General features: G+C 41.4%; 6 protein-coding genes and 1 rRNA gene (1 of these 7 only partly in view). All 7 read left to right on the plus strand.

What is annotated here, in order from left to right; all coding sequences use genetic code 11:
• Nucleotides 1-17: 17 nt before the first annotated feature.
• Entirely contained in the window at nt 18-2084 is a 2067-nt protein-coding gene (ftsH, locus tag I585_RS22320) for an ATP-dependent zinc metalloprotease FtsH (RefSeq protein ID WP_010741091.1), read from the plus strand.
• A gap of 101 nt (nt 2085-2185) precedes the next feature.
• Nucleotides 2186-2704, plus strand: a complete 519-nt coding sequence (locus tag I585_RS22325; protein ID WP_010741090.1) for a GNAT family N-acetyltransferase — start codon at nt 2186-2188, stop codon at nt 2702-2704.
• A gap of 51 nt (nt 2705-2755) precedes the next feature.
• Nucleotides 2756-3058, plus strand: a complete 303-nt coding sequence (locus I585_RS22330; RefSeq protein ID WP_010741089.1) for a bacteriocin immunity protein — start codon at nt 2756-2758, stop codon at nt 3056-3058.
• Between the two features lie 150 nt (nt 3059-3208).
• Complete coding sequence (gene hslO / locus I585_RS22335; protein WP_010741088.1) at nt 3209-4093, plus strand: Hsp33 family molecular chaperone HslO; 885 nt, start codon at nt 3209-3211, stop codon at nt 4091-4093.
• 2 nt (nt 4094-4095) lie between these two features.
• Nucleotides 4096-5103, plus strand: coding sequence for a tRNA dihydrouridine synthase DusB (gene dusB / locus I585_RS22340; protein WP_010741087.1), 1008 nt, complete (start codon nt 4096-4098; stop codon nt 5101-5103).
• Between the two features lie 120 nt (nt 5104-5223).
• Nucleotides 5224-6687 (plus strand): lysine--tRNA ligase, encoded by a 1464-nt coding sequence (gene lysS, locus I585_RS22345; RefSeq protein ID WP_099050647.1) that lies wholly within the window; start codon nt 5224-5226, stop codon nt 6685-6687.
• Nucleotides 6688-7286: 599 nt separating this feature from the next.
• Nucleotides 7287-7989 (plus strand): 16S ribosomal RNA (locus I585_RS22350) (it continues 856 nt past the right edge of the window).

Raw genomic sequence — 7989 nt, forward strand, 5'->3', positions numbered from 1 at the left:
GTGCGAGGAGGACGCAGATGAACAAAAACAATAAGGGAGTAAAAAATGCTCTCTATTATATTCTCGTCATCTTGGCTATGGTTATGGTTGTTTATTTCCTTTTTGGGGATAACAAATCAGCTTCGCCAGATATCGAGTATTCGACCTTTACTGAACAGATGCAAGAAGGCAAAATTAAGAACCTCAAGATCCAACCTGCCGGTGGTGTTTACAAAATTACTGGTGAGTATAAGGAGAAACAAGAGGTTGCTAATTCTGGCGGCTTGAGTATCATCGGTTCAACAGATTCAAAAACAACTCATTTTTCAACAATTGTTTTGCCAAATGATTCAACGTTAAGTCAAGTAAATGACTTAGCTAAAGAAAACAAAATCAAGACAGAAATTGAAGAAGAATCCAGCAGCGGCATGTGGGTGACATTACTAGTCAGCTTCCTGCCAATCTTGATTATGATTTTCTTCTTCTACATGATGATCGGCCAACAAGGCGGCGGTGGCGGTGGTAATGGCCGTGTCATGAACTTTGGGAAATCTAAAGCCAAAGAAGCCGATAAAAAGGCTAATCGTGTACGTTTCTCTGATGTAGCTGGGGCAGAAGAAGAGAAACAAGAATTGGTTGAAGTTGTGGAATTCCTAAAAGATCCGCGTCGTTTCGTGGAATTAGGCGCCCGTATTCCAGCAGGTGTTCTATTAGAGGGACCTCCCGGAACTGGTAAAACTTTACTAGCTAAAGCGGTGGCCGGCGAAGCCGGTGTACCATTCTACTCAATTTCAGGTTCAGATTTCGTGGAAATGTTCGTTGGGGTCGGAGCATCTCGTGTCCGTGACTTATTCGAAACAGCCAAGAAAAATGCACCAGCGATTATCTTCATCGATGAAATCGATGCAGTTGGTCGTCAACGTGGCGCTGGTATGGGCGGAGGTCACGATGAACGTGAACAAACCTTGAACCAATTGCTTGTTGAAATGGATGGGTTTGATGGCAACGAAGGCGTAATCGTCATTGCTGCAACAAACCGTTCTGATGTGTTAGATCCAGCGTTATTGCGTCCAGGTCGTTTTGACCGTCAAATTTTGGTTGGTCGTCCAGACGTTAAAGGTCGTGAAGCGATCTTACGTGTACATTCTAGAAATAAACCGTTGGCAGACGATGTTGATTTGAAAGTCGTTGCTCAACAAACACCAGGCTTTGCTGGTGCTGATTTAGAAAATGTCTTGAATGAAGCAGCTCTAGTAGCAGCTCGTCGTAACAAGAAAAAAATCGATGCCTCTGATGTGGACGAAGCAGAAGACCGTGTTATTGCGGGACCTGCTAAGAAAGACCGCGTCATCAGCAAACGCGAACGTGAAATGGTGGCGTATCACGAAGCCGGTCATACTATCATTGGGATGGTCTTGAATCGTGCGCGTGTCGTTCACAAAGTAACAATTATTCCTCGCGGACGTGCTGGCGGGTACATGATCGCATTGCCAAAAGAGGATCAAATGTTGATGTCCAAGGATGATATGTTTGAACAAATCGTAGGGCTTCTAGGTGGTCGTACCGCTGAAGAAATCGTCTTTAATGCACAAACAACTGGTGCATCAAACGACTTTGAGCAAGCAACATCATTGGCGCGCAGCATGGTGACTGAATATGGAATGAGTGATAAATTAGGTCCAGTTCAATACGAAGGAAACCATCAAGTTTTTGTTGGTCGTGATTACGGTCAGACTAAAGCATATTCAGAACAAGTTGCGTTTGAAATTGATGAAGAAGTTCGCAGTATCTTGATGCAAGCACACGAAAAAGCGCGTGAAATCATTGAGACTCACCGAGCTCAGCACAAATTGATTGCTGAAAAATTATTGGAATTCGAAACATTGGATGCTAAAGCAATCAAGTCATTGTTTGAAACTGGTGAAATGCCTGAAGGTAAGGGTAGTCTTTATCCAAGTGAAAAAACTCAAGCACAAACATTTGAAGAAGCGAAACGAGCTTTGGAAGAAAAAGATGCTGAGAAACAAGCGGAAGATAAAACACCTGAACATAAAGAATCAGACGATAAGATTGAACCAGATGACACAAACGATAATCAAGAATAAAAATGAACGGCATGTCTTCGGGCATGTCGTTTATTTTTATTAGCACAATTCATAGTGATATAAAAGGCATATATTTTAGGAAGCTATAAGGAGAATTGAAAATGAAAGGGAAAATTATTGTCTGTACTTTTGAAGATTTATCAGAACTGAAAAGAATTAGTATCGAAACTTTTTCTGATACCTTTGCAAGTGAGAATGAACCGGCCGATTTGCAACAGTATCTATCAGAAGCGTATAGCTATGACAAATTGAAGAAGGAGATGGCAACTTCTGATACGCGTTTTTACTTTATTTATTTAGCTGACGAAGTGGCAGGTTACTTGAAACTGAATACAGGAGATGCGCAAACGGAGATGTTGGATAAAGATGGACTGGAAGTCGAGCGGATTTATATTCGTGATGAGTTCAAACGACAAGGCTTAGGAAAGCAGCTGTTGAATTATGCCCTTGACCTGGCTTACAAAGAAAAGCGTACGAGTATTTGGCTAGGTGTCTGGGAAGAAAACAAAAATGCGTTACATTTCTATCAAGAATTTGGATTTAAGAAGGTTGGTACACACGATTTTGTTTTAGGAGCCGATAGACAAACCGACCTAATTATGATGAAGGAGCTCCTTTGAGTTGGCAAAATAATTAAGCAAGGGTAGACTGACAGCAAAGAGGTGGGCATTATGAAGCGGAGTGAAAAAGCCGAACAAATGATGGATCAAATTAGTCGGGCATATGGAAATGAAGAAGTAAAAACACGCCCTGAGGTCCAACAGTTTTTGTTGGAAAATGCAAAGTTATTAGAAAAAACAGAAGAGTACGGACTAGTTGCAACTAAAATTTGTAAGGCCATCGCACTATATGCTTTGTCGCATCAGCATGATTTCCCTAGTGCATTGGGGGAATTACACAATCAACTCAAGGCTGAAGCAACAAAATATGATGCTACGGCAATGGCCGCACTTTTATTACCACTATGGTTTTAATGAGCAGATGAATGATTATCTGCTCTTTTTTTCGCTCTGCATGAAAAGGATTATTAAACTTTTTTATCAAGCACATACAGAGAAGTTGAAAAATGTTGGAACACCTAGTATGATGCAATCACGAGTAAAATAGGAATAAGGAGCAGATAGATGAGTGATTATTTAGTAAAAGCATTAGCTTATGAAGGATTTGTTCGAGCATATGCAGTCAATGCGACAGAAACGGTCGCAGAGGCGCAACGACGTCATGATACATGGAATACATCTTCCGCGGCTTTAGGTCGGACGATGATCGGTGCCTTGATGTTAGGCGCAACTTTAAAAGGTGAAGATAAAATGACTGTGAAGATAGAAGGAAATGGACCTGCTGGAGCTATCGTAGTCGATAGCAACGGAAAGGGCGAGGTAAAAGGATATATCAAAAATCCGCATATTAGTCTGCCGTTAAATGAGATTGGGAAAATTGATGTGCGAGGCGCAGTTGGAACGGAAGGAATGTTCACTGTTATTAAGGACCTAGGTCTAAAAGAACCATTCTCGGGGCAAACACCAATTGTTTCTGGCGAAATAGGTGAGGACTTTACCTATTACTTAGCTGTTTCGGAACAGATTCCATCAGCAGTTGGAGTGTCCGTGCTAGTTGATACAGATGATTCAATTAAAACTGCTGGCGGTTTTATGATCCAAATTATGCCGGGAGCAAGTGACGAAATCATTGATCAGATCGAAGCACGCTTGAAGGAAACAGCCCGTATTTCGACTTTATTAGATGAAGGGCAAACACCAGAAGAAATCCTTCAAAATCTACTAGCGACGGATGATGTTGTATTTTTAGAAAAAATGCCTGTTCAATTTAAATGCGATTGTTCTAAAGAAAAATTTGCTTCAGCAATCATTACACTGGGGGTAGAACAAATTCAAGAATTGATTGATCAAGATCACGGCGCGGAAGCAGTTTGTGCGTTTTGCAATAATAAATATGAATACAGTGAAGCAGATCTGAATGAATTGAAGCAAGAAATTTTGGGGGAATAATCGTGAAACCACTAAATGGCGCATGGAAAATTGGAAATGTAGAAGTGCCGAATCGGATCGTAGTGGCACCGATGGCGGGTATCACGAACGCCGCTTTTCGTGTAACGGTAAAAGAGTTCGGGGCTGGATTAGTTGTATGTGAAATGATCAGTGATCAAGGAATTCATTTTAGAAATAAAAAAACTTTAGAAATGCTGTATATCGATGAACGCGAACATCCTTTAAGTGTCCAGATCTTTGGCGGAAACAAAGACTCATTAGTCGAAGCCGCACAATTTGTTCAAGAAAACACGGAAGCAGATATTATTGACATTAATATGGGCTGTCCAGTAAATAAAGTTATCAAAGCTGAGGCTGGGGCAAAATGGCTGTTAGATCCTAACAAGGTCTACGAAATGGTAGAGGCTGTTTCGTCCGCTGTAGATATTCCCGTGACAGTTAAAATGAGGATCGGTTGGGATGAGCAACATATTTTTGCGGTAGAAAATGCTCTGGCTGCCCAAAGTGCAGGAGCCTCAGCAATCGCGATGCATGGTCGAACAAGGGTGCAAATGTATGAAGGACAAGCAAATTGGGACGTTTTAAAACAAGTTGCGGATCAATTGACGATTCCTTTTATGGGAAATGGCGATGTCCGCACGCCGCAAGATGCAAAACGGATGATTGAAGAAGTTGGTGTGGATGCAGCAATGATAGGACGTGCTGCTTTAGGCAATCCTTGGATGATTCATCAAACTCAGCATTATTTAGAGACGGGTGAATTAATCACTGAACCAAGCGCTAGAGAAAAAATCGAAACAGCAAAACTTCATTTAGAGCGGCTGATCAATCTAAAGGGAGAAAAAATTGCTTGTCGCGAATTCCGTCAGCATGCGAGTTATTACTTGAAGGGAATTCCTCGCTCGGCGAAGGTTAAGCTTGCTATTAACCAGACTGAAGAAAAACAAGTGATCCTAGATTTATTGGACGGACTTGTAGAAAAGACCGAAGCAAGAGAAAAAATTAGCTGATCTTCAAGCCGAATGAGGAATTCGGCTTGATTTTTTGCTTATTCATTGGCATTATAAGTAAGAGTAATTACATACTGAGGAGGAACATTCGTGACTGAGGAACAAACAAATTTGACAGAAATGAACGACCAAATGCGTGTCCGCCGCGAAAAAATGGAAGACCTTCGTGAAGAAGGCATTGATCCATTCGGTGCACGGTTTGAACGTACAGCAAATTCAAAAGAATTACACGAAACATATGACGCAAATACTAAAGAAGAACTACACGAGAAACAATTGACTGCGAGTGTAGCTGGCCGAATGATGACTAAACGCGGAAAAGGTAAAGTTGGTTTCGCTCATTTACAAGATCGTGAAGGACAGATTCAAATCTACGTTCGTAAAGATGAAGTTGGCGAAGAGCCCTATGCTATTTTCAAAAAAGGTGATTTAGGAGATTTCTTTGGTGTAACGGGAGAAATCATGAAGACAGATACTGGCGAGGTGTCGATCAAAGCGAAAGAAATCACTTTGCTATCTAAGGCGTTACGTCCACTACCTGAAAAATATCATGGGTTGACGAATGTTGAGCAACGCTACCGTCAACGTTACTTGGATTTGATTAGTAACCGTGAAAGCTTTGACCGTTTTACTAAACGCAGCCAAATTATCAGCCAAATCCGTCGCTACTTGGATGGACTAGGCTATATTGAAGTAGAGACACCTGTGTTGCATAATGAAGCTGGTGGAGCAACTGCACGCCCGTTTATCACGCATCACAATGCGTTAGATATAGACTTGTATTTACGTATCGCATTAGAATTGCACTTAAAACGTTTAATTGTCGGTGGCATGGAAAAGGTCTATGAAATCGGTCGTGTATTCCGTAATGAAGGAATTGATACAACTCACAATCCTGAGTTTACGATGATGGAAGTTTATACAGCCTATCAAGATTTTCTAGATGTAATGAATTTGACAGAAGGAATCATTCGCGATGCTGCACAAAATGTACTTGGGGAAACCACCCTATCTTATGAGGGACAAACCATTGATTTAGGTTCTGAATTCAAACGGATCCATATGGTAGATGCAATCAAAGAACAAACAGGTGTAGATTTCTGGCCTAAGATGACGATCGAAGAAGCTCGTTCGTTAGCAAAAGAGCACAACGTAGAAATAAAAGATACTATGGAAATCGGACATATTATCAATGAATTCTTTGAAACGTTCGTTGAGGAAACTCTTGAACAACCAACGTTTGTCTATGGTCACCCTGTGGAGGTATCTCCGCTTGCGAAGAAAAATGCTGAAGATGGCCGTTTCACTGATCGATTTGAATTGTTTATAGTAGGACGTGAATTTGCGAATGCCTTTACCGAGTTAAATGATCCTATTGATCAAAGAGAACGTTTTGAAGCACAAGAAAAAGAGCGTGAACAAGGAAACGATGAAGCACATGGTGTGGATGAAGATTTCTTAGAAGCGCTAGAATATGGGATGCCACCAACCGGCGGATTAGGAATCGGAATTGATCGTCTAGTTATGTTGTTAACAGATGTTCAGTCAATTCGAGACGTCCTATTATTCCCAACGATGCGTTAAAGTAGATTTTTTTCAAGACGTTCAGTCGTACTGGACGTCTTTTTTTATTGCAGTCAAATGAATTATTAGAAAATGGTGTTAGCCGTCAAATCAAAAAAACGATTGAAATTATTGTGAAAAGGTAATTTTCAATCAGCTTTCATGTTATTTGCGAACATTTGCACGACCATTAAAGAACATTGGTCAGTTATGAAAAAAAACTAAAAAAACTCGCGATTTTTGATTGACCAAGCAAGATTATGTTGGTATATTATGTAATGTTCCAAAGCGAGTGAATGTCGCTTAAAAAAACTTCAAAATTGTTATTGACAGATGGCTGACTTTCAGTTATTCTATCAAAGTCGCATAAAGCGATGACGACAACTTCTTCGAAAAAAAACTTCAAAAAAGTTGTTGACATTAAAACGGCAAACTGTTATGATTTAAAAGTTGCTGAAACAAAGCGACAAACAATGTAGACCTTTGAAAACTGAACGAATAAAACAAACCAAATGTGTAGGGCGTTTCTATTATACAGAAACAAACAACATAGCAAGCAATATGCTAGCAAGTCAATTTTTAAAATTGAGCTTAACAATCGCAAGATTGTTTCAAACACTTTTTATGAGAGTTTGATCCTGGCTCAGGACGAACGCTGGCGGCGTGCCTAATACATGCAAGTCGAACGCTTTTTCTTTCACCGGAGCTTGCTCCACCGAAAGAAAAGGAGTGGCGAACGGGTGAGTAACACGTGGGTAACCTGCCCATCAGAAGGGGATAACACTTGGAAACAGGTGCTAATACCGTATAACAGTAGAAACCGCATGGTTTCTATTTGAAAGGCGCTTTTGCGTCACTGATGGATGGACCCGCGGTGCATTAGCTAGTTGGTGAGGTAACGGCTCACCAAGGCAACGATGCATAGCCGACCTGAGAGGGTGATCGGCCACATTGGGACTGAGACACGGCCCAAACTCCTACGGGAGGCAGCAGTAGGGAATCTTCGGCAATGGACGAAAGTCTGACCGAGCAACGCCGCGTGAGTGAAGAAGGTTTTCGGATCGTAAAACTCTGTTGTTAGAGAAGAACAAGGATGAGAGTAAAACGTTCATCCCTTGACGGTATCTAACCAGAAAGCCACGGCTAACTACGTGCCAGCAGCCGCGGTAATACGTAGGTGGCAAGCGTTGTCCGGATTTATTGGGCGTAAAGCGAGCGCAGGCGGTTTCTTAAGTCTGATGTGAAAGCCCCCGGCTCAACCGGGGAGGGTCATTGGAAACTGGGAAACTTGAGTGCAGAAGAGGAGAGTGGAATTCCATGTGT

The sequence above is a fragment of the Enterococcus malodoratus ATCC 43197 genome (assembly GCF_000407185.1).
Taxonomy (GTDB): domain Bacteria; phylum Bacillota; class Bacilli; order Lactobacillales; family Enterococcaceae; genus Enterococcus_A; species Enterococcus_A malodoratus.

Coding starts and splice junctions, on each gene's coding strand:
- ftsH (WP_010741091.1), top strand. CDS start 18: ATGAACAAAAACAATAAGGGAGTAAAAAATGCTCTCTATTATATTCTC.
- I585_RS22325 (WP_010741090.1), top strand. CDS start 2,186: ATGAAAGGGAAAATTATTGTCTGTACTTTTGAAGATTTATCAGAACTG.
- I585_RS22330 (WP_010741089.1), top strand. CDS start 2,756: ATGAAGCGGAGTGAAAAAGCCGAACAAATGATGGATCAAATTAGTCGG.
- hslO (WP_010741088.1), top strand. CDS start 3,209: ATGAGTGATTATTTAGTAAAAGCATTAGCTTATGAAGGATTTGTTCGA.
- lysS (WP_099050647.1), top strand. CDS start 5,224: ATGAACGACCAAATGCGTGTCCGCCGCGAAAAAATGGAAGACCTTCGT.